This window comes from Bariatricus sp. SGI.161 (assembly GCF_050313695.1).
Classification (GTDB): domain Bacteria; phylum Bacillota; class Clostridia; order Lachnospirales; family Lachnospiraceae; genus JAFBIX01.
The window spans coordinates 57,553-78,315 of the sequence record NZ_JBNPLX010000005.1 but is presented as its reverse complement, the minus strand read 5'-3'; the positions used below and the strand labels follow the sequence as shown (position 1 = coordinate 78,315).

General features: G+C 43.0%; 20 protein-coding genes, 1 riboswitch and 1 other annotated feature. All 20 genes read left to right on the top strand.

Annotated elements, in window-relative coordinates:
• Positions 1–4 precede the first annotated feature (4 nt).
• Positions 5–1,378 carry an MATE family efflux transporter gene (locus tag ACQRBH_RS04430; RefSeq protein WP_427761004.1) on the top strand — a complete coding sequence of 458 codons (1,374 nt, stop codon included), beginning with the start codon at positions 5–7 and terminating at the stop codon, positions 1,376–1,378.
• A gap of 214 nt (positions 1,379–1,592) precedes the next feature.
• A riboswitch (glycine riboswitch) is annotated at positions 1,593–1,690 on the top strand.
• A gap of 105 nt (positions 1,691–1,795) precedes the next feature.
• A complete protein-coding gene (gene gcvT, locus ACQRBH_RS04425; protein ID WP_427761003.1) occupies positions 1,796–2,884 on the top strand; it encodes a glycine cleavage system aminomethyltransferase GcvT in 1,089 nt (362 codons plus the stop codon).
• Between the two features lie 37 nt (positions 2,885–2,921).
• A complete protein-coding gene (gcvH, locus tag ACQRBH_RS04420; protein WP_427743578.1) occupies positions 2,922–3,302 on the top strand; it encodes a glycine cleavage system protein GcvH in 381 nt (126 codons plus the stop codon).
• 32 nt (positions 3,303–3,334) lie between these two features.
• Entirely contained in the window at positions 3,335–4,645 is a 1,311-nt protein-coding gene (gcvPA, locus tag ACQRBH_RS04415; RefSeq protein ID WP_427761001.1) for an aminomethyl-transferring glycine dehydrogenase subunit GcvPA, read from the top strand.
• A 3-nt stretch (positions 4,646–4,648) separates the two neighbouring features.
• On the top strand, positions 4,649–6,079 hold the full coding sequence (gene gcvPB / locus ACQRBH_RS04410) for an aminomethyl-transferring glycine dehydrogenase subunit GcvPB (RefSeq protein ID WP_427743576.1): 1,431 nt from the start codon (positions 4,649–4,651) through the stop codon (positions 6,077–6,079).
• A gap of 26 nt (positions 6,080–6,105) precedes the next feature.
• Positions 6,106–7,104 (top strand): lipoate--protein ligase, encoded by a 999-nt coding sequence (locus tag ACQRBH_RS04405; RefSeq protein ID WP_427743575.1) that lies wholly within the window; start codon positions 6,106–6,108, stop codon positions 7,102–7,104.
• A 14-nt stretch (positions 7,105–7,118) separates the two neighbouring features.
• On the top strand, positions 7,119–8,528 hold the full coding sequence (gene lpdA / locus ACQRBH_RS04400; protein WP_427760999.1) for a dihydrolipoyl dehydrogenase: 1,410 nt from the start codon (positions 7,119–7,121) through the stop codon (positions 8,526–8,528).
• A 34-nt stretch (positions 8,529–8,562) separates the two neighbouring features.
• Positions 8,563–10,242 carry a formate--tetrahydrofolate ligase gene (locus ACQRBH_RS04395; protein WP_427760997.1) on the top strand — a complete coding sequence of 560 codons (1,680 nt, stop codon included), beginning with the start codon at positions 8,563–8,565 and terminating at the stop codon, positions 10,240–10,242.
• Positions 10,243–10,257: 15 nt separating this feature from the next.
• Complete coding sequence (locus ACQRBH_RS04390) at positions 10,258–10,884, top strand: cyclodeaminase/cyclohydrolase family protein (protein WP_235232045.1); 627 nt, start codon at positions 10,258–10,260, stop codon at positions 10,882–10,884.
• A 10-nt stretch (positions 10,885–10,894) separates the two neighbouring features.
• Positions 10,895–11,755, top strand: a complete 861-nt coding sequence (locus ACQRBH_RS04385) for a bifunctional 5,10-methylenetetrahydrofolate dehydrogenase/5,10-methenyltetrahydrofolate cyclohydrolase (RefSeq protein WP_427743571.1) — start codon at positions 10,895–10,897, stop codon at positions 11,753–11,755.
• Positions 11,756–11,851: 96 nt separating this feature from the next.
• On the top strand, positions 11,852–12,283 hold the full coding sequence (locus tag ACQRBH_RS04380) for a MarR family winged helix-turn-helix transcriptional regulator (protein WP_427743569.1): 432 nt from the start codon (positions 11,852–11,854) through the stop codon (positions 12,281–12,283).
• A 102-nt stretch (positions 12,284–12,385) separates the two neighbouring features.
• Positions 12,386–13,234 carry a thymidylate synthase gene (thyA, locus tag ACQRBH_RS04375; protein WP_427743568.1) on the top strand — a complete coding sequence of 283 codons (849 nt, stop codon included), beginning with the start codon at positions 12,386–12,388 and terminating at the stop codon, positions 13,232–13,234.
• Positions 13,235–13,249: 15 nt separating this feature from the next.
• Positions 13,250–13,741, top strand: coding sequence for a dihydrofolate reductase (locus tag ACQRBH_RS04370; protein WP_235232049.1), 492 nt, complete (start codon positions 13,250–13,252; stop codon positions 13,739–13,741).
• Positions 13,738–14,937, top strand: a complete 1,200-nt coding sequence (locus ACQRBH_RS04365) for a glycosyltransferase family 4 protein (RefSeq protein WP_427760995.1) — start codon at positions 13,738–13,740, stop codon at positions 14,935–14,937. The genes ACQRBH_RS04370 and ACQRBH_RS04365 overlap by 4 nt, the downstream gene beginning before the upstream one ends.
• A gap of 41 nt (positions 14,938–14,978) precedes the next feature.
• Positions 14,979–15,244: a binding site (T-box leader), on the top strand.
• A gap of 65 nt (positions 15,245–15,309) precedes the next feature.
• A complete protein-coding gene (ilvB, locus tag ACQRBH_RS04360; protein ID WP_427743565.1) occupies positions 15,310–17,031 on the top strand; it encodes a biosynthetic-type acetolactate synthase large subunit in 1,722 nt (573 codons plus the stop codon).
• 19 nt (positions 17,032–17,050) lie between these two features.
• The gene (gene ilvN / locus ACQRBH_RS04355; RefSeq protein ID WP_235232052.1) at positions 17,051–17,563 is read left to right on the top strand and encodes an acetolactate synthase small subunit; all 513 of its coding nucleotides are present in this window, start codon (positions 17,051–17,053) and stop codon (positions 17,561–17,563) included.
• A gap of 109 nt (positions 17,564–17,672) precedes the next feature.
• Positions 17,673–18,698 (top strand): branched-chain amino acid aminotransferase, encoded by a 1,026-nt coding sequence (locus ACQRBH_RS04350; protein WP_235232053.1) that lies wholly within the window; start codon positions 17,673–17,675, stop codon positions 18,696–18,698.
• A 187-nt stretch (positions 18,699–18,885) separates the two neighbouring features.
• Positions 18,886–19,257: a GntR family transcriptional regulator gene (locus ACQRBH_RS04345; RefSeq protein ID WP_235232054.1), complete on the top strand. Its 372-nt coding sequence runs from the start codon at positions 18,886–18,888 to the stop codon at positions 19,255–19,257.
• A gap of 3 nt (positions 19,258–19,260) precedes the next feature.
• The gene (locus ACQRBH_RS04340) at positions 19,261–20,106 is read left to right on the top strand and encodes an ABC transporter ATP-binding protein (RefSeq protein WP_427743563.1); all 846 of its coding nucleotides are present in this window, start codon (positions 19,261–19,263) and stop codon (positions 20,104–20,106) included.
• A complete protein-coding gene (locus ACQRBH_RS04335) occupies positions 20,106–20,762 on the top strand; it encodes an ABC-2 transporter permease (RefSeq protein ID WP_427760994.1) in 657 nt (218 codons plus the stop codon). Before ACQRBH_RS04340 ends, ACQRBH_RS04335 begins: the two co-directional genes overlap by 1 nt.
• Position 20,763 lies beyond the last annotated feature (1 nt).

Genomic DNA, 20,763 nt, shown 5'->3' with positions numbered 1-20,763 from the left:
AATTATGAATGAAAGAAGAAATATAATGAATCCGCTGGCAACAGAGCGTATTGAGAAATTAATTGCAAAATTTGCAATCCCCGCCATCATCAGTATGCTGGTGAGTTCCCTATATAATATCGTGGACCAGATCTTTATCGGACAGGGAGTTGGAATGCTGGGAAATGCGGCCACTAATATTGCATTTCCGATTTCTATTATCTGTACGGCAACGGCTCTTTTGTTGGGGATCGGAAGCGCATCTAATTTTAATCTAAAGTCAGGAGCCGGTGAATCAGAAGAAGCAAGCAAGATTGTCGGGACTGGCCTTGCAATGCTGGTTATCTGCGGTGTGATCATTGCTGTGGTTGTATTATTTTTTTTGGATCCTCTTCTACAGTTATTCGGAGTGACACCGGATGTATTGCCATATGCACAGGATTATACAGGAATTACAGCGTTTGGAATCCCGTTTCTGATTCTGACAACAGGTGGCAATCATCTGATCCGGGCAGACAGAAGTCCGACTTATTCCATGGCATGCATGTTGACTGGGGCAATTATCAATACGATATTGGATCCTCTGTTTATCTTTGGATTTCACTGGGGAATTAAAGGAGCAGCCTGGGCCACTATTATTGGGCAGATTATATCAGGGATTCTGGTAATCGTGTATTTCCTACGGTTTCGAAAATTAGAACTGAGTTGGTCAATGCTCCGTCCAAAAGGGAAGTACCTGAGAGCCATTGTCTCCCTGGGAATGGCGTCCTGCATTAACCAGATTGCTATGGCGATTGTTCAGATCGTGATGAATAATACTTTGCGGCATTATGGCGCAGAGTCTATGTATGGAACCGATATTCCGCTTGCCTGTGTAGGAGTTATTTCAAAGGTAAATATGGTCTTTATGGCCATCTGTATTGGAATCTCTCAGGGATGTCAGCCAATCTGGGGATTTAATTATGGAGCAGGACAGTATGACCGGGTAAAACAGACTTACAAGAAAGCATTTCAGATATCTTTGACAATAGGCATCATTTTCTTTTTATGCTTTCAGCTCTTTCCGCGGCAGCTGGTCAGCATATTTGGTACCGGAAGTGAAGAATACTTCCGGTTTGCAGAAAGATATTTTCGCATCTTTATGCTCATGACATTTATCAATGGAATTCAGCCGATGTCTTCCGGATTCTTTACGTCCATCGGGAAGGCGAAACTGGGGATTGTAGTATCACTGACGAGGCAGATTATCTTCCTACTTCCGTTGATTTTAATCTTCCCACTCTTTATGGGAATTGATGGAGTAATGTATGCGGGGCCGATTGCAGATGGAGCTGCAGCTGTCGTTGCAATCGGATATTCTGTCCGCGAATTGAAAAAATTTCGTGAAGATGGAATATAAAAAATTATAATGTATTCATTGAAAAAATAAATAATCAACCATCAGAGTAACTTGTTGAAAAGCCTGAGTTTATGGGGATTGTTCCTGATATGTGAAAAATGCAACAAAATTGTGAATATAATAACCGGATTGTTGTAAATTACACACAAAAAATCGCGTTGACAAAGAAAAAATCGACGGATATAATAAGGAAAAATAAAAAACAAGAAGTTGGCTGATGGATTCGAGAGAGATTCTGGTTCTTGTTATCAGAACGCCGAAGGGGCAAGAGGAAAATTGAAACTCTCAGGCAAAAGGAATCGAATCCGGACAATACTCTGAAGGACAAACGACAGGGGACTGTGCGATCCAGATGGATCATGCAGTCCTTTTTCTCTTGTTTGACAGAAGAAAGCTGTTAAAGAAGGAGGAGCAAAAATGGAATTGAAAACCCCATTATATGATGCACATGTGAAAGCCGGAGGAAAGATCGTACCATTTGGCGGATATTTACTGCCGGTACAGTATGGAACCGGAGTGATCAAAGAACATATGGCTGTCCGCACACAAGCCGGATTATTTGATGTATCTCACATGGGTGAAGTGCTGTGTGAAGGAAAAGATGCACTCCAGAATCTTCAGATGATTCTGACGAACAATTTTGACAATATGGTAGACGGTCAGGCAAGATATAGCCCGATGTGCAATGAGAATGGCGGTACAGTGGATGATCTGATTGTATATAAGAAATCAGATGACCATTACTTTATCGTAGTAAATGCAGCAAATAAAGATAAGGATTATCAGTGGATGTTGGATCACCAGTTTGGAGAAGTGATATTTACTGATGTGTCAGAGCAGTATGTACAGCTGGCATTGCAGGGACCAAAAGCAATGGAGATCTTAAAAAAGCTTACGGCGGAAGAGAATATTCCAAAGAAGTATTATCATGCTGTGTTTGATACAGAAGTTGCCGGAATTCCTTGTATTATTTCTAAGACTGGATACACAGGAGAAGATGGAGTAGAGCTTTATCTTGACAGCAGCAATGCTGAGAAAATGTGGGATGCTCTTCTGGAAGCCGGAAAAGAAGACGGTTTGATTCCATGTGGACTGGGAGCAAGAGATACCCTTCGCATGGAAGCAGCAATGCCTCTCTATGGTCATGAGATGGACGATACAGTATCTCCATTAGAGACAGGACTGGGTTTTGCAGTAAAGATGAAGAAAGATGACTTTATCGGCAAAGCGGCATTAGAAGAGAAGGAAGCACCTCAGAGAACACGTATCGGCCTGAAAGTAACCGGACGTGGAATTATCAGAGAGCATCAGGAAGTATTTAAAGATGGAGAAAAGATTGGTCTTACTACTTCCGGAACGCACTGTCCATATCTTGGATATCCAATCGCAATGGCACTGGTTGCAGAAGGCAGTGCAGAATTGGGTGATAAGGTAGAGGTCGAAGTAAGAGGCCGAAAAGTAGAAGCAGAAGTGGTGGCACTTCCATTCTATAAAAGAAGTAAATAATAAATAAAAAGCCAATATAAAAAAAGGAGATAAAACGATGGAATTAAGAGAAGAATTATTGTATTCAAAGTCACACGAATGGGTAAAGGAAGAAGGAGATGTTGCTGTGATTGGTCTTACAGACTATGCACAGTCTGAACTTGGAGACCTGGTATTTGTCAATCTTCCGGAAGAGGGAGACGAGATCTCTGTAGGCGAAGCATTTTCAGATGTTGAATCTGTTAAAGCAGTATCTGATGTGTATGCACCGGTTTCCGGAACTGTATGTGAGATTAACGAAGAACTCATGGATGCTCCAGAAAAGATTAATGAGGCACCATATGAAGCATGGTTTGTAAAAGTGAAAGATATTACAGAAAAGGAAGAACTCTTATCTGCAGAAGAATATAAGGCATTTGTAGAGAGTGAACAGGCATAATAGAACAGATTAAGGAAAGGCGGTGACGCTTTATGGGAAATTATATTCCGGGTACAAAGCAGGAACAGAAAGAGATGCTTGCGGAGATTGGCTTTGGATCTATGGAAGAATTGTTTGGGCATATTCCAGATGAAGTAAAAGTAAAAGGTGGACTTAAGATTCCGGAAGGAATGTCTGAACTGGAAGTCCGTAAAAAAGTAACGCAGATGGCAGAGAAAAATAAAGTATTTCCTGTGATTTTCCGTGGCGCAGGAGCATACAGACATTTTATACCATCGGTTGTAAAAAGTGTGATATCAAAAGAAAATCTGTTGACGGCATATACGCCATATCAGGCAGAGATCAGTCAGGGAATCCTGCAGTCTATTTTTGAATATCAGACGATGATCTGTGAACTTACAGGAATGGATACTTCGAACGCATCTGTCTATGACGGCGCAACTGCAGCGGCAGAAGGAATTGCAATGTGTCGGGAAAGAAAGAGAAAGAAAGCACTTATTTCTGAGACTACAGATCCGAAGGTATTAGAAACAGTGAAGACCTATTGCTTTGGAAATGGTATGGATCTGGTTATGATCCCTTCGAAGGATGGTCTTACAGATGTAGATGCACTTCGTGAACTGATCGATGACACTACGGCCTGTGTATATATTCAGCATCCAAACTACTATGGAAGTCTGGAAGACGCACAGGCTATCGGTGAGATTGTACATGAAGCAGGAGCAAAATATATCATGGGTGTGAATCCAATCTCTCTTGGAATCATCAAGACACCAAAAGAATATGGAGCAGATGTGGCAGTCGGAGAGGGACAGCCTCTGGGTCTTCCACTTGCATTTGGCGGCCCGTATGTTGGATTTATGGCATGTGTATCAGCCATGACAAGAAAGCTTCCGGGAAGAATCGTAGGACAGACAACGGATCATAATGGAAAAGTTGGATATGTACTGACTCTACAGGCAAGAGAACAGCATATCCGCAGAGAAAAAGCATCCAGCAATATCTGTTCTAATCAGGCGCTGTGTGCGCTGGCGGTTGGAGTATATCTGGCGTCTGTAGGCGGCGAAGGATTGAAAAATGTTGCAACACAATGTACTTCAAAGGCTCATTACATGGCAAAAGAATTGGAGAAAGCCGGTTATCAGATTGAGAACAAAGGCGAATATTTCCATGAGTTTGTGACTGTATCAGATGTTCCTTCTGAAAAGGTATTGAATGCACTGGAACAAGAAGGAATCCTCGGAGGATATCCATTGGATGAACATAGAATTTTGTGGTGCTGCACCGAGATGAACAGTAAAGAAGACATTGACAGAGCAGTTGCCATCATAAAGGAGGTGTAATGGATGTTAATATTTGAGAAAGGAAAAGAAGGAAGAGGACTGAGTCTGTTTCCAGAGTGTGATGTAGACGTAGTCTTGCCGGAGGAAAAAGACCAGAGAGAACTTGCATTACATTTGCCGGAACTTTCTGAAAATGAGATTAGCAGACACTACACGGAGCTTGCCAAGAAATGTCATGGAGTGAATGATGGATTCTATCCACTTGGTTCCTGTACCATGAAATATAATCCGAAGATCAACGAGGATATGGCTGCATTGCCAGGATTTACAGAGATTCATCCGCTTCAGCCGGCACATACGGTACAGGGATGTATGGAAGTTATGAAGACACTGGAGTCATATCTGTGTGAGATTACGGGCATGAGTCAGATGACATTACAACCGGCAGCAGGAGCCCACGGTGAGTTTACCGGGCTTCTCCTTATTAAAGCATATCATCAAAGCAGAGGAGATCAGAAACGAACCAAGATCATCGTTCCGGATTCTGCTCATGGTACTAATCCGGCAAGTGCAGTGATGGCAGGGTTCTCCGTTGTCAGTATTCCATCAGGACCGGATGGATGCGTGGATCTTGAAAAACTGCGCGAGGCAGCCGGAGATGATGTGGCAGGTCTGATGCTTACCAATCCAAATACGGTTGGACTGTTTGATAAAAATATTCTTGAGATTACGAAGATCATTCATGAATGCGGCGGTCAGTGCTACTATGACGGTGCGAACTTAAATGCCGTTATGGGAACGGTACGGCCAGGTGATATGGGATTTGATGTGATCCATCTGAATCTTCATAAAACATTCTCAACGCCTCATGGAGGAGGCGGCCCGGGAAGTGGACCGGTCGGCTGTAAAGAACATCTGGCACAGTTCCTTCCGTCTGTACTTGTGAAAGGTACAGAAAAGCTGCAGTTTGAGAAAGCAGAGCACAGTATCGGTGAGATGAAGAGCTTCTATGGTAACTTCCTTGTAGCAGTCAGAGCGCTTACTTATGTCATGACGCTTGGAAGAGAAGGAATCCCACAAGCCAGCCAGAATGCTGTCCTGAATGCAAATTATATGATGAATAAGTTAAAGGACATCTATACGATGGCATATGACGAAGTATGTATGCATGAGTTTGTTATGAGCCTTTCTGATCTTAAGAAAGCAACAGGAGTATCTGCAATGGATATTGCCAAGGGACTTCTTGATAATGGCATTCATCCGCCGACAATGTACTTCCCATTAATCGTAGATGAGGCTTTGATGGTGGAACCGACAGAGACAGAATCCAAAGAAACACTGGATGAAGCAATCCGTGTATTCAGAGGATTATATGAGCTTGCCAAAGAAGACGCGCAGCAGCTTCATCAGGCACCTGTCTCAACGCCGGTGACAAGACTGGATGAAGTAGGTGCGGCAAGGCATCCAGTACTCCGGTATGATTTTTCAAAATAGAATGACATTCTGAATGAGGTATCAAAATGATAGATAAAATAACTTACATTGAAACAGCTAATACATACCCCTATCAGAATCTTGCGGTGGAGGAGTATCTGCTCCTCCATTGTGATAAAGAGGAATGTATTTTGTATCTCTGGCAGAACAGAAATACGGTTGTAATCGGACGAAATCAGAACGCATGGAAAGAGTGTCTGGTAAGTAAACTGGAAGAAGAAAACGGATATCCGGTACGCCGGCTTTCCGGCGGCGGTGCTGTCTACCATGATCTTGGAAACCTGAACTTCACTTTCCTTGTCAGAAAAGAAAACTATAATGTAGATAAACAGCTTAATGTTATTCTTGAAGCAGTAAAAAAGCTTGGAATCCATGCAGAAAAATCAGGACGTAATGATATTCTGATCGATGGGCATAAGTTTTCAGGAAATGCTTTTTATGAGCAAGGAGACTGCTGCTATCATCATGGAACACTGATGGTTCATGTTAATCTGGGAGAGTTGTCCAGATATCTGACGGTGTCAAAAGATAAGCTTCAGTCAAAAGGTGTGGATTCTGTCCGTGCAAGAGTCGCAAATCTGACAGAGTATGCACCGGATGCAACGGTGGAACTGTTAAAACAGAAACTCTTGGAAGCATTTGAGGAAGTCTATGGGTTAAAGGCTAAGATTCTGAAAGTTGAGGATCTTGATGCACAGGAAATCGAAAAAAGGACAGAAAGATTTGCTTCCTGGGACTGGATTTTTGGAAAGAAACTGGATTTCCAGTATGAATTGTCCAATCGTTTTCCGTGGGGACAGGTAACATTACAGATGAAAGTAAAAAATGGAATCGTAGAAGACCTGAATGTATATTCTGATTCCATGAAGCCGGATCTGATCGCTGATCTAAGCTGCTATTTGAGAGGAATTCGTTACGAAAAGAATGCTATTTGCGAGGAGCTAAAGCAATATAGTTCTGAGGATGAAGATGAAGAACAGATGATGAAAGACATTGCAGACTGGATTCTGTCTATCGATTTGTAAAGGAGAAGGAAGCTATGGGAGAGAAATTTGATGTTATTGTAATCGGTGCAGGACCGGGCGGCTATGTAGCTGCGATCAAAGCCGCAAAATCAGGGCTTCGCACAGCAATTGTGGAGAATAGAAGAGTGGGAGGAACATGCCTGAACAGAGGTTGTATTCCTGCAAAAGCGATGATCCATGCTTCTTCTGTTTACAAGGAAATGCAGGAAGGAGACAGGTTTGGAGTTGCGGCGTCGGATGTATCTTATGATTATGGCAAGATTGTGGCTTATAAGGAAGAGACAACGGATAAATTATGTCAGGGAATCGAACAGCTTTTGAAGGCGAACGCTGTGACACTCCTCTCTGGAAAGGGAACACTGGAAAAAGGAAAAGTAGTTAGAGTGGCAGGAGAAGAAGGAGAAGAGAGCTATGAAGCTGAAAATGTAATCCTGGCCGCTGGCTCTAAGCCGTTGGTCCTTCCAATCCCAGGACTTGATCTTCCGGGAGTATTGACCAGTGATGAGTTATTCCAATTAAGAGAGAGACCGGAAAGTCTTGTGATCATCGGCGGCGGAGTTATCAGCGTGGAATTTGCCAGTGTATATGCGAATCTTGGCTGTAAGGTTACCATTGTGGAAGCTATGCCAAGATTAATTCCTAATATGGATAAAGAGGTATCTCAGAATCTGAAGATGATTCTGAAGAAACGAGGAATTGATATTCATACATCAGCAGCGGTACAGCGTGTAGAACAGGAAGATGATGGACAATATACCTGTGTGTTCACAGAGAAAGAAAAGGAAGTAAGAGTTTCTGCACAATATGTGTTGTGTGCAGTTGGAAGATGCCCGAATACGGACGGTCTGTTCGGGGATAACGTAGAACTTGATATGGAACGCGGACGTGTAGTCGTAGACGATGAATTCCGTACCAGTATGGAAGGCGTCTATGCGATCGGAGATCTTGTAAAGGGTATGCAGCTGGCCCATCTGGCAAGTGCACAGGGTGTATATGTCGCAGAACGGATTGCCGGGAAAGAGCCATCCATTGATGTTCATACGGTTCCGGGCTGTGTATATACAGATCCGGAGATTGCATCTGTCGGCGTGACAGAAGATGAAGCCAAAGAGCAGGGCATTGCTGTAAAGACTGGAAAATTCATTATGAGTGCCAATGGAAAATCTCTGATTACCAAGGAAGAACGAGGATTTGTGAAGGTCATTGTAGAAGCAGATACAGATGTGGTGATCGGAGCGCAGATGATGTGTGCAAGAGCAACGGATATGATCGGTGAACTGGTAACTGCAGTCGTGAATCGTCTGACAGCGCAGCAGCTATTAAAAGGAATGCGTGCACATCCTACTTATAATGAGGGCGTAGCAGAGGCATTGGAGGATGCTGTCGGGGAAGCAATACATGTAATGCCGAAAAAGAAAAGATAAAATGTATAATTAAAAAGAAAGGTTGGTATGTAATATGGGTTTTAAAAGTGACATTGAGATCGCTCAGGAAGCGGAAATGAAAGTGATTAACAAAGTTGCCGATTCTCTTGGAATTCCAGATAAATATGTAGAAAATTATGGAAAATACAAAGCAAAGATCGATTATCGTTATTATAAAGATGAATTAGAGAGCCGCCCGGATTCTAAAGTGATTCTGGTAACGGCGATTAACCCGACACCGGCCGGAGAAGGCAAGACTACTACAACCATCGGTCTGGCAGATGCCATGAACCGTCTGGGTAAGAAGACAATGGTAGCACTTCGTGAACCATCCCTTGGACCTGTATTCGGAGTAAAAGGCGGAGCAGCAGGCGGCGGCTATGCACAGGTTGTTCCAATGGAAGATATTAACCTGCATTTTACCGGAGATCTTCATGCCATTGGTGCAGCAAACAATCTGATCGCTGCTATGTTGGATAATCATATCCATCAGGGAAATGCACTGGATATTGATACGAACAAAGTGACCTGGAGACGTTGTGTGGATATGAATGACCGTCAGCTTCGAAGTATCGTAGATGGATTGGGTGGAAAGGCAGATGGAGTGACACGTCAGGATGGATTTGACATTACAGTTGCTTCAGAGATTATGGCTGTATTCTGTCTGGCAAATGATATTTTGGATCTGAAAGAACGTGTATCTAAGATTATTGTAGCATATTCCAGAACCGGAAAACCGGTAACGGCCGGAGATCTTCACGCAGAAGGCGCTGTAGCAGCACTGTTAAAAGATGCGTTGAAACCGAATCTGGTACAGACACTGGAAGGAACTCCTGCTTTTATTCACGGCGGCCCATTTGCAAATATTGCACATGGATGTAACAGTGTGATCGCAACAAAGATGGGGATGAAACTTGCAGATTATATGATCACTGAGGCAGGATTCGGCGCAGATCTTGGTGCAGAAAAATTCATTGATATCAAATGCCGGATGTCAGGAATCCGCCCAAATGCTGTGGTTCTGGTTGCAACGATCAAAGCTCTCAAGTACAATGGCGGTGTTCCAAAGACCGAGCTTCAGGCTGAGAATCTGGAAGCATTGGAAAAAGGAATTCCAAACTTACTGAAGCACATTGAAAATATTACAAAGGTATATCATCTTCCTGTTGTCGTTGCAATCAACGCATTCCCGACAGATACAAAGGCTGAATTGGAACTGGTTCGTGAAAAATGTAAAGAACTAGGTGTTAATGTTGCATTGTCAGAAGTGTGGGCACATGGCGGAGAAGGAGGAGAAGAGCTTGCAAAAGAAGTGCTTCGTCTCTGTGAAGGTGAGAGCACCATGGAATATGTATATAATGTAGATGCTTCTATTAAAGAAAAAATTGAAGCTATTGCAACAAAAGTATACGGAGCTGATGGAGTAGATTATACAACAAAGGCTAATAAAGAAATCAAGAATTTAGAAGCAATCGGTCTTGGAAATCTGCCAATCTGTATGGCTAAGAATCAATATTCTCTGACAGATGACGCTAAGAAACTGGGAAGACCAGAAAACTTCAGAATCACGATTCGTGATATCACAGCCTCAGCAGGTGCGGGATTCTTGGTTGCACTGACTGGTGATATCATGAAGATGCCTGGATTGCCGAAAGTACCATCCGCAGAAAAGATTGATGTGGATGCAGACGGTGTAATCTCAGGATTGTTTTAAGGAGGAATGAACGGCATGATGCTGGAACAGAAAACAACAGACTTCTTGGAAGTGTTATCCTCTGCCGAACCTGTTCCAGGCGGCGGAGGTGCTTCCGCCGCAGTGGGAGCATTTGCGTCTGCGCTTGGAATGATGGTAGCAAATCTGACGGTCGGTAAGAAGAAGTATGCTGACGTAGAGGAAGAAATCATAGAAATCCGGGGCTGCCTGAAAGAACTTCGGGAAGAATTGGTGGATCTGACCGATCAGGATGCGGAAGCATTCGAACCATTATCGAAAGCATATGGTCTTCCGAAAGATACTCCAGAGCAGAAAGAAGAAAAAGAAAGAGTCATGGAGAAGGCTCTGTACGAGGCTAGTATTGTCCCGCTCCAGATTATGAAGACTGTTTTCAAAGTAATGAGATATTTAAAAATATTGGGAGAGAAAGGCAGTAAGATTGCAGTCAGTGATGTGGGTGTTGCAGTTCTGTTTGCCCGTGCTGCACTGGAAGGTGCATCCCTGAATATCTATATTAATACCCGTCTTATGAAAGACCGTGAACGGGCGGAAGCGTTGAATCAGGAATCGGATGCCATGATTGAAGAAGCACGGAAGCTGCAGGAAGAAATCTATGCAGGAGTGCTCGCGAAGATTCGGTAGGAGGAAAAAGATGAGTGTATTAATGAAAGGTGCTGATGTGGCAAATGCCATGAAGGCTGCATTGATTGAAAAAGTAGAAGTGCTGAAAGAAAAAGGAACGATTCCCTGCCTTACTATCGTAAGAGTTGGAAATCGTCCGGATGATCTGTCTTATGAACGCGGTGCCAAAAAGCGTATGGAAGCCATTGGAATTGAGTGTCGGATTGTAGAACTTCCGGAGGATATTTCTCAGGATGATTTTGAACAGGAATTCGGGAAAGTGAATGACGACCCGTCTGTCCATGGTATCCTTCTGTTTCGTCCGCTGCCAAAGCAGCTGGATGAAGAACCGATCAAAGCAATGATCCATCCGGAAAAAGATATGGACTGCATGAGTCCGGTGAATATTGCAAAAGTATTTGCAGGAGACGAGACCGGATACGCACCATGTACGGCGGAAGCAGTTATGGAAATGTTGGATTACTATGAAATCGACCCTAAAGGAAAGAGAGTTACTGTTGTAGGAAGAAGTATGGTCGTAGGGAAACCACTTTCTATGATGCTCTTGAAACAGCATGCCACGATCACGGTCTGCCATACCAGAACGGTGAATCTGCCAGAAGTATGCCGTAATGCGGAAATCCTCGTTGCAGCAGCTGGAAAGGCCAGGATGATTACGGCTGATATGGTCGGAGAAGGTGCTGTCGTAGCAGATGTCGGCATTAATGTAGACGAAGATGGAAAGATGTGTGGAGATGTGGCTTTTGAAGAAGTGGAACCAAAGACATCTTATATCAGTCCTGTGCCAAGAGGCGTGGGAAGTATTACCACTTCTGTCCTGGCAAAGCATGTGGTCCGTGCCGCTTCGCTTGTCAATAAAGAAAGCCTGTGATATAATGAACGAAAATTAGATGGAAAGCAGAGTAGGACTGAAAAGAACCGTTCAATCCTAAGGAGAATGCCAGGAGAAAAGTAAAGAGGGTCGTGGATGAAAGAGCGGATGCCGATAGGCTTTATGTTTAAACAGATCAATAATATTTATGAAAAGGATTTCAATCAACTATTAAAGACATTGGGAATTACTGCATCACAGTGTGCTGTATTGGATTACTTGTTTCACAGTAGTAAAGAAGAGGTGACTCAAAGGGACATCGAGAAAGCACTATGTCTTAGAAATCCAACGGTAACCGGACTATTGCAGAGGCTGGATGAGAAGGGGTTCATTCTTTCCGTGCCGAGCAATAAGGACAGGCGTTGCAAGAATATCTATCTGACAGAGAAAGCCTATGACATTCAGCGGAGAATGGAAGCTGACCGGAAGAAGATTGATAAGAAGCTTACACTGGGAATGAATAAAAAGGAAATCGCAGCATTGGAAAAGATGCTGGATAAAGTATTGTATAACATAGCCGAGCCGTAATGGTTCGGCTTTTCCTCTTTTTTTTAAATGTATTTCATGGTAAACTGTTCAGGAAAGATTACATTCTTTTTAGGTGGATGTTATGATAAGGAGGAAAAACCCATGAGTTATGCAGATAGAGTATTTATTGATATGTGCAGGGACATTATCGACAACGGAACGGATACCAGAGGAGAAAAGGTTCGCCCGGTATGGGAAGATGGTACGCCTGCCTATACGATTAAGAAGTTTGGTGTAGTCAACCGGTATGATCTGTCCAAAGAATTCCCGGCACTGACGCTTCGAAAGACGGGAATCAAGAGTTGTACGGATGAGCTTTTGTGGATCTGGCAGAGAAAGTCTAACAATATCCATGATCTGAAACCACACATCTGGGATAGCTGGGCAGATGAAGATGGTTCCATCGGAAAAGCTTACGGATATCAGATGGGAGTCAAGCACCAGTATAAAGAAGGAATGTTTGATCAGATAGACCGCGTAATCTATGATTTGAAGCATAATCCATACAGCCGGAGAATTCTCACGAATATCTATGTGCATCAGGATCTTCATGAGATGAATCTGTATCCCTGTGCTTACAGTATGACCTTTAATGTAACGAAGAAGCCGGGAAGTGAAAAGCTTACATTGAATGGAATTCTCAATCAGCGTTCTCAGGATGTGCTGGCGGCAAATAACTGGAATGTGTGCCAGTATTCCGTGCTGATGCATATGCTGGCGCAGGTGTGCGATATGGAGGTCGGAGAGTTTGTTCATGTGATTGCAGATGCGCATATCTATGACCGGCATGTGCCGCTGGTGGAGGAACTGATCAGCAGAGAACCGCTGCCGGCACCAAAGTTCTGGCTGAATCCAGAGATTAAGGATTTCTATGATTTTTCGCCGGATGATGTGGCATTGATTGATTATCAGACACATGAGCAGATTAAGAATATCCCGGTTGCGGTATAGAAGGAGAGATGGTATATGAATATTATAGTTGCAGCAGATAAGAACTGGGCGATTGGAAAGAATAATAAGTTGTTGGTCAGTATCCCGCAGGATATGAAGTTTTTCCGTGAGACGACAACGGGAAAAGTAGTTGTGATGGGAAGAAAAACATTGGAAAGTTTTCCCGGTGGACAGCCGCTGAAAAAGAGAGTGAACATTGTATTGACTTCGGATAAGAATTATCATGTCAATGGAGCGGATATAGTTCACAGTATCGATGCGCTGTTAGAGGAATTAAAGAAATATCCAGCGGAAGATATCTATGTCATTGGTGGTGAGAGTATCTACCGTCAGCTTCTTCCATATTGTGACAAAGCATATGTGACAAAGATTGAGCATGCGTATGATGCGGACACATTTTTCCCGAATCTGGATGAAGATCCTCAGTGGAGAATGACGAAGACCAGTGATGAACAGACGTACTTTGATTTGGAATATGAATTTACGATATATGAGAGGTTATCATGAGAATATTAAGTATTACAGCACAGAAACCAAATAGCACAGGAAGCGGTGTGTATCTGACAGAGCTTGTGAAGGAATTTGCTTTGCAGGGACATGAGCAGGCAGTTGTGGCAGGTATCTACCGGGATGACGAGGTAGAACTGCCAGACGGAGTGGAGTTTTATCCTGTTTATTTCTGCAGTGAGCGGCTGCCATATGATATTGTAGGAATGTCAGATGAGATGCCTTATAAGAGTACCCGGTATTGTGATATGACTCCGGAAATGGTGGAACAGTTTCGTGCGAGTTTTTTTGAAGTAATCTCACCGCTTGTGGAGCAATTTCAGCCGGATCTGATCCTGTGCCATCACCTGTATCTTCTGACTGCTTTTGTAAGGCAATGGTTTCCGAATAAAAAGATCTATGGTTTCTGTCATAATACAGATCTGCGTCAGATGCAGAAGACGGATCTGGAGCGTACTTTTATAGCAGAACAGATTCGTAAACTGGATCGGATCTTTGTCCCTCAGACAGCACAACAGGATGGTGTTGTAGATATCTATCAGGTGGATATTGAGAAGACGATGATCGTGGGGATGGGATATAATAATAAGATCTTCTATGTGACCGGGGAAAAACCAAAAGATGGTGTGACCAGAATTGTATTTGCAGGAAAGATTGCGGAGAAAAAAGGTGTTATGAGCTTGATTCGAAGTCTTTCGCTTCTAGGGAAAAAGGCACCACATGTGCAGAAAGGGGCATTGCAGGTGTATCTTGCAGGAAGTGCCGGAAACGAGACAGAGTACCGGGAGATTCAAAGACTTGCAGAAGAATGTCCATATGAGATCCATTTTCTGGGGAGACTGGCACAGCCAGCGCTCGCCAAAGTGTATAATGAATGTGATATTTTTACTCTGCCGTCCTTTTTTGACGGGCTTCCGTTAACGGTGATTGAAGCGCTGGCCTGCGGAGACCGGGTCGTAGTATCAGACCTTCCAGGTATACAGGCATGGCTTGGAGAATATGCGCCGGGAGCGGATGTAAGATATGTAACGATGCCGCAGATGCGCAATACCGATGAGCCGGTGCCGGAGTCTCTGCCAGAATTTGAAGAGCGTCTGGCTAAGGCATTACTTCAGAGCATACATACGAAGGAGCGGAAGATTGCAGATGTCAGTAAGATCTCCTGGGAAGGAATTGCAAAAAAAGTTCTGGGTTGACAATTACTGGTAATATCTACTATAATAATACTAATTATCAGAGAAATGCTATGACAAGGAGGAGTACATAAGTACCTGATGCCAAGAGAGAAGATGGGTGGTGCGAATCTTCGTGATGGATTTATGGAAGTAGCCTTTGAGCAGTGAACCGAAAGAATTGCGGAAGATGATTCGAGTAGACTTCAACGCAGTCCCAGCGTTAGAGGGGAGCGATATCGGAGAAGAATATATCTCCCGTATTGGCAGAGTGCAAAGAGATGACTCTTTGAATTTAGGTGGTAACACGGATGAATCATTCGCCCTAAGCATAGGCTTAGGGCTTTTTTTCGCAGTTGAAGATAAGGATATTTCTTTGGGAACAGGAGGTATTTTATGAAAAAAATCAGTGGAAACAAATTATTAGTGAAAGCGTTGAGAGAGGAAGGGGTAGATACCATATTCGGTTATCCTGGAGCATGTACCATTGATATCAGCGACGAACTGTATAAGCAGGATTATACGAAGGTTATTCTTCCAAGGCAGGAAGTAGCGCTGGTGCATGAGGCAGATGCCTATGCAAGATCAACAGGCAAAGTTGGGGTATGTCTGGTGACCAGCGGACCGGGAGCTACGAATCTGGTGACGGGTCTTGCAACGGCCTATTATGACAGTGTTCCGTTGGTATGCTTTACCGGACAGGTAGCAAGACATCTGATTGGAAATGATGCATTCCAGGAGGTCGATATTGTAGGAATTACCAGAAGTATTACGAAATATGGTGTTACGGTACGCAACAGAGAGGATCTGGGACGTATCTTGAAAGAAGCGTTTTACATTGCAAGGACCGGAAGACCGGGACCGGTGTTGATTGACCTTCCGAAAGATGTGATGGCAGAATTAGGAAGTTCGGATTATCCGACGGATGTCAATATCCGTGGATATAAGCCGAATACGCATGTTCATATCGGACAATTGAAACGGGCGATTAAGATGTTAAGTAAAGCGGAACGACCACTGTTTCTTGCGGGAGGCGGTGTAAATATCGCGCATGCCAATCGGGAATTTACAGAATTAGTGAATAAGACGAATGTACCGGTTGTGACAACCGTCATGGGAAGAGGAGCAGTCCCGACCAATCATCCGTTATATGTAGGCAATCTGGGAATGCATGGAGCCTATGCCTGCAATATGGCGGTAAATGAGTGTGATCTGTTATTCTCCATTGGAACCAGATTTAATGACAGAATTACCGGAAAGCTCCATTCCTTCGCACCGCATGCGCAGATTGTACATATAGATATTGACACAGCGGCTATCTCGAAAAATGTGCAAGTTGATGTGCCGATCGTAGCAGATGCGAAAGAAGCTATTACTAAGATGCTGGAATATGTAACAGAATGTAATACGAAGAAATGGCTGGATGAGGTCGGTGAATGGAAGATGGAACATCCACTTACGATGAAACAGAAGCCGATCATGACACCACAGGATGTCATTGAGACAATCAATCGTGTATTTGATGAGGCAATCGTGGTGACGGATGTTGGACAGCATCAGATGTTCACAGCACAGTTTATTGAGATTACGGAAAAGAAGAAACTTCTTATGTCGGGTGGACTTGGAACCATGGGATATGGTCTTCCGGGTGCAATTGGAGCGAAGATCGGCAATCCTGATACTCCGGTTATCTCCATTTCCGGGGATGGCGGAATGCAGATGAATATTCAGGAGCTTGCGACAGCTGTACTGGAAGAACTTCCGATTATCTCCTGCATTTTCAATAACAGTAATCTGGGGATGGTACGCCAGTGGCAGAAGTTGTTCTATGGTAAGCGGTACTCAATGACTTGTCTGCGTTCCGGAGCGGCCTGCCGGGGAAAATGTGGTGAGGTGCCTTGCCCAGAATATACACCTGATTTTATCAAGCTTGCAGAGAGTTATGGGGCAAAAGGAATCCGCGTGACCAAGAAGGAAGAGATCGAACCTGCCTTCCGGGAAGCAATGAAGAGTAAGAAGACGCCGGTCATTATTGAATTTGAAATCGATCCGGAGGATCTGGTATATCCGATGATACAGCCGGGCGGAACTTTGGAAGATATGATATTGGATTGTTAAGAGGAAAGGAGAGGTCAAGATGAGTAATAATGGAATGAAAAAACGTTGGATATCTCTGTATGTGGAAAATCAGGTGGGTGTCCTTTCGAAAATATCTGGACTTTTTTCCGGAAAATCCTATAATCTGGACAGTCTGACTGTAGGTACTACGGAAGATCCTACTGTGTCCAGAATGACCATCGCAACAGTCAGTGATGATGAGACATTTGAGCAGATTAAGAAGCAGCTGAACCGTCTGGTAGAGGTCATCAAGGTCATTGATTTTACGGATGTATTTGTTCGTATGAAAGAGATTATGTATATTAAGGTGCGCAAATGCACACCGGAAGATAAGGTGGAATTATTCCAGATTGCAGAGACATTTAAGGCAAAGGTCATTGATTATGGCAAAGACAGCCTTCTGCTGGAATTTGTCCAGACGGCAACGAAGAATGATGCGGTAATCAAGTTGATGAAAGAAGAATTCAAGAGCATTGAAGTTGTGCGGGGCGGAAGTGTCGGGATTGAATCTATCAGCATGATGGAACGATAAAAGGTTTTTTGTAAAAAACAGAGCGCACTCTTGAATTTTGAAAATGAGCGTATTATAATAATTGCAGATCATATATTTAGTTATTTATCTAAGGACGGAGGAATAGAAAATGGAAAAGAAAAATATTGACTGGTCTAATATCGGATTTGGCTATATGCAGACGGATAAGAGATACGTTTCCAATTATAAGAATGGAGCGTGGGATGAAGGTACATTGACCTCCGATGCCAATGTCGTAATAAATGAATGTGCAGGTGTATTGCAGTACGCACAGACATGTTTTGAAGGATTAAAAGCCTATACTACGGAAGATGGACATATCGTTACATTTCGCCCGGATCTGAATGCAAAGAGAATGGTAGATTCCGCAAAGCGTCTTGAGATGCCTGTATTCCCGGAAGACAGATTCTTAGATGCAGTAAAACAGGTGGTAGAAGCAAACGCAGCATATGTTCCGCCATACGGATCAGGAGCAACACTTTACATCAGACCATACATGTTTGGCTCCAGCTCTGTAATTGGGGTAAAGCCGGCAGAGGAGTATCAGTTCAGAATGTTTGCAACTCCGGTAGGACCATACTTCAAGGGCGGCGCTAAGCCAATCACCATCAGAGTATGTGACTTCGACCGTGCAGCACCGCATGGAACAGGCCATGTAAAAGCTGGTCTGAATTATGCTATGAGCTTACATGCAATCGTAGACGCACACAATCAGGGATTTGATGAGAACATGTATCTGGATGCAGCAACCAGAACAAAAGTAGAAGAGACCGGCGGAGCAAACTTTATCTTTGTTACCAAAGATAACAAAGTTGTAACACCGAAGTCCACTACAATTCTCCCATCCATTACAAGACGTTCTCTGATGTATGTTGCAGAGAAATACCTTGGATTAGAAGTAGAAGAAAGAGAAGTATACTTCGATGAAGTCAAAGATTTCGCAGAATGCGGACTTTGTGGTACAGCAGCAGTCATCTCGCCAGTAGGAAAGATCGTAGACCATGGCGAAGAGATCTGCTTCCCAAGCGGAATGGACGAGATGGGACCAGTGACCAAGAAGTTATACGAGACATTGACCGGAATCCAGATGGGGCATATCGAAGCACCAGAAGGATGGATCTGTAAGATTTGTTAATGCTAATATAGATAGAAAAATCAGGCATCACAAGGTGCCTGATTTTTTGTGCAATTGGGGACACGGTAAATTGAATCTGGGACGGAGGAAAATGAAAAAACCCCCGTCCCCTATTGAAAAAACAGTATATAACAGTTGACAACAGTTATAAACAGTTATATACTGTTTATAACGAAGGAGGGATGACATGAAGTTAATTATTAATCATTCTTCTATGCAGCCTATCTATGATCAGATTGTGGATCAGGTGAAAGGCAAGATCATGCAAGGGGAATTGCAGGAGAATACGATGCTCCCATCGGTTCGTACGCTAGCGAAGGAACTACGCGTCAGTGCGCTGACGGTGAAGAAAGCATATGATGCCCTGGAGGAGGAAGGATTTGTGATCACAGTCCATGGAAAAGGCAGCTTTGTTGCTTTTGCCAACCAGGAGATGATGCTGGAAGAGAAGAGAAAGGAAGTCGAAGCTGATTTGGAAATGGCCATCCGAAAAGGCAGAAGCTGTGGAATGAGTAATCAGGAGATTACGGAACTATTTCGGATTGTTTTGGAGGATTAGCAGATGTTGAGATTGGAGAATGTTGAGAAGAGGTATAAGGATTTTGCACTGGACTGTTCGATGGAGGTCCGGGAAGGGTGTGTCACAGGTCTGATAGGGGCAAATGGAGCTGGAAAGAGTACGACATTTAGAGCGATACTTGGATTGATTCATACGGATGGTGGAAAGATAGAGATTCTGGGAAGGACGCCAGATCAGCTCAGACCAGAGGACCGGGAGCGTATTGGGGTCGTATTAGCCGATTCGGAGTTTAGTGGATACTTAAGTATTAAGGATCTGATTCCAGTGCTGGAGAACTTGTATTCACAATTTAATCGAGACAGATTTGTAGAAAAATGTGAAGAATTTCATCTTCCGATAAATAAGAAAATAAAAGAATTTTCGACGGGTATGAAGAGAAAGCTACAAGTGCTGGCAGCGCTTTCTTATAATGCGGAGCTGTTGATTATGGATGAACCGACAGCAGGGCTTGACGTGCTTGCACGCGACAGTCTTCTGCAGATGTTAAGAGAATATATGGAGCAAGAAGGTCGTTCCATTCTGATTAGTTCCCATATTTCTACGGATTTGGAAGGTTTTTGTGATGATATATATATGATTGATCATGGGCAGATAATTATGCACGAGGAAACAGATGTGCTCTTAAGTGATTATGCACTCTTGAAAGTGACAGATGAGCAGTATCGTGATTTGGAAAAAGAATATATTCTTCGCTATAAGAAAGAAGAGTTTGGATATAGCTGTCTGACGAATCAGAAGCAATTTTATCTGGAGAATTACCCTTCAATTGTAATTGAAAAAGGAAGTATTGACGAAGTAATCATGATGATGGTGCGAGGTGAAAAGTAATGAAAGGATTATTGATTAAGGATTTTAAATTATTAAAAAATCAAAAGCAGTTTTTTTTGACGGTATCCATGATGGGAATTATCTTTTTAGTGGTTTCAAATAATCCAGATTTTGTCATAAATTACATTACAATCATGATATCGATTTTTACATTAAGCACGATCAGTTATGATCAATATAACAATGGAATGGCATATTTATTCACACTTCCAATTACCCGGAAGGAATATGTAGGAGAGAAATATGTGTTCGGTCTGATATCCACAGCAGCCTCTCTTGCGGGGGTGTCTGCAATAGCATATGCGGTAGTTTTTGCCAAATCCATTGAATATACATTAGAAGAATGGGGAGCTACAGTGATATCAAGCTTTCTGATTGTAATAATAATGCTGGCATTTACCATACCTTTACAGCTGAAGTTCGAAGCAGAAAAAAGTCGAATGGCATTGCTTGCAGTGTGGGGATGCCTTTTCATAGCGATTTATCTGATGGTATATATAGGACGAAAAATGGGAATCGATATAGAAGCAATTCTTGATTCCATCTTTGAGGCGAAATTGTCGACAACAATTATTGCAATTATATTAATCTGTATAGCATCAACGATCATTTCATATCTGATTTCATTGAAAATTATTAAGAAAAAAGAATTTTAAG

Bases quoted from the DNA above. Each gene is read 5' to 3' on its own strand.
- lpdA (WP_427760999.1), top strand. From the start codon at position 7,119: ATGGGAGAGAAATTTGATGTTATTGTAATCGGTGCAGGACCGGGCGGC.
- ACQRBH_RS04340 (WP_427743563.1), top strand. From the start codon at position 19,261: ATGTTGAGATTGGAGAATGTTGAGAAGAGGTATAAGGATTTTGCACTG.
- ACQRBH_RS04345 (WP_235232054.1), top strand. From the start codon at position 18,886: ATGAAGTTAATTATTAATCATTCTTCTATGCAGCCTATCTATGATCAG.
- ACQRBH_RS04380 (WP_427743569.1), top strand. From the start codon at position 11,852: ATGAAAGAGCGGATGCCGATAGGCTTTATGTTTAAACAGATCAATAAT.
- gcvPA (WP_427761001.1), top strand. From the start codon at position 3,335: ATGGGAAATTATATTCCGGGTACAAAGCAGGAACAGAAAGAGATGCTT.
- ACQRBH_RS04365 (WP_427760995.1), top strand. From the start codon at position 13,738: ATGAGAATATTAAGTATTACAGCACAGAAACCAAATAGCACAGGAAGC.
- thyA (WP_427743568.1), top strand. From the start codon at position 12,386: ATGAGTTATGCAGATAGAGTATTTATTGATATGTGCAGGGACATTATC.
- gcvH (WP_427743578.1), top strand. From the start codon at position 2,922: ATGGAATTAAGAGAAGAATTATTGTATTCAAAGTCACACGAATGGGTA.
- ilvN (WP_235232052.1), top strand. From the start codon at position 17,051: ATGAGTAATAATGGAATGAAAAAACGTTGGATATCTCTGTATGTGGAA.
- ACQRBH_RS04405 (WP_427743575.1), top strand. From the start codon at position 6,106: ATGATAGATAAAATAACTTACATTGAAACAGCTAATACATACCCCTAT.
- ACQRBH_RS04395 (WP_427760997.1), top strand. From the start codon at position 8,563: ATGGGTTTTAAAAGTGACATTGAGATCGCTCAGGAAGCGGAAATGAAA.
- ACQRBH_RS04370 (WP_235232049.1), top strand. From the start codon at position 13,250: ATGAATATTATAGTTGCAGCAGATAAGAACTGGGCGATTGGAAAGAAT.
- ACQRBH_RS04390 (WP_235232045.1), top strand. From the start codon at position 10,258: ATGATGCTGGAACAGAAAACAACAGACTTCTTGGAAGTGTTATCCTCT.
- ilvB (WP_427743565.1), top strand. From the start codon at position 15,310: ATGAAAAAAATCAGTGGAAACAAATTATTAGTGAAAGCGTTGAGAGAG.
- gcvT (WP_427761003.1), top strand. From the start codon at position 1,796: ATGGAATTGAAAACCCCATTATATGATGCACATGTGAAAGCCGGAGGA.
- ACQRBH_RS04350 (WP_235232053.1), top strand. From the start codon at position 17,673: ATGGAAAAGAAAAATATTGACTGGTCTAATATCGGATTTGGCTATATG.
- ACQRBH_RS04385 (WP_427743571.1), top strand. From the start codon at position 10,895: ATGAGTGTATTAATGAAAGGTGCTGATGTGGCAAATGCCATGAAGGCT.
- ACQRBH_RS04430 (WP_427761004.1), top strand. From the start codon at position 5: ATGAATGAAAGAAGAAATATAATGAATCCGCTGGCAACAGAGCGTATT.
- gcvPB (WP_427743576.1), top strand. From the start codon at position 4,649: ATGTTAATATTTGAGAAAGGAAAAGAAGGAAGAGGACTGAGTCTGTTT.
- ACQRBH_RS04335 (WP_427760994.1), top strand. From the start codon at position 20,106: ATGAAAGGATTATTGATTAAGGATTTTAAATTATTAAAAAATCAAAAG.